We start from the raw sequence: 363 nt of genomic DNA, 5'->3' as shown, positions 1-363 counted from the left end.
TTGCTCTGTGCCGACAAGCTTGCCTTGATTGGCTTTGTTATGCCAATTTGATAGCGTTTGCATGGCAATGCCAAGCTGCTTTGCAGTGGCTGAGATATTACCATTATTGTCTGATATCTTCTTGACGGCCTCGGCTTTAAATTCGTCACTGTAGGTTCTTACTTTCTTGGTCATGGTAAACTCCTGTTAATACGCTTAGTTTACCAAGTTTATCTCTACGGTTTCTTCAGCATAGCTCACACATGCGCCAATGGAATGAGCGTCATTACAAGTTTATTACTCGAGTCAAAGCAGGCTCCTACTTAAGTTATGAGGGTAAGTCCCAGCGCTGTAGCCAGATAGCTGGGCAACTTAATTTTAGCT

At 43.3% G+C, this 363-nt stretch carries 1 protein-coding gene; it reads right to left on the bottom strand.

All coding sequences use genetic code 11. From position 1 onward, the window contains the following. On the bottom strand, nucleotides 1–174 hold a 174-nt coding region (locus tag A1232T_RS13395), incomplete at its 3' end, for a transposase (RefSeq protein ID WP_077449830.1). Nucleotides 175–363: the final 189 nt, after the last annotated feature.

The sequence above is a fragment of the Psychrobacter pasteurii genome (assembly GCF_900162815.1).
GTDB lineage: Bacteria > Pseudomonadota > Gammaproteobacteria > Pseudomonadales > Moraxellaceae > Psychrobacter > Psychrobacter pasteurii.
The sequence above is the reverse complement of the archived record's forward strand: the minus strand, read 5'-3'. Positions and strand labels throughout refer to the sequence as shown.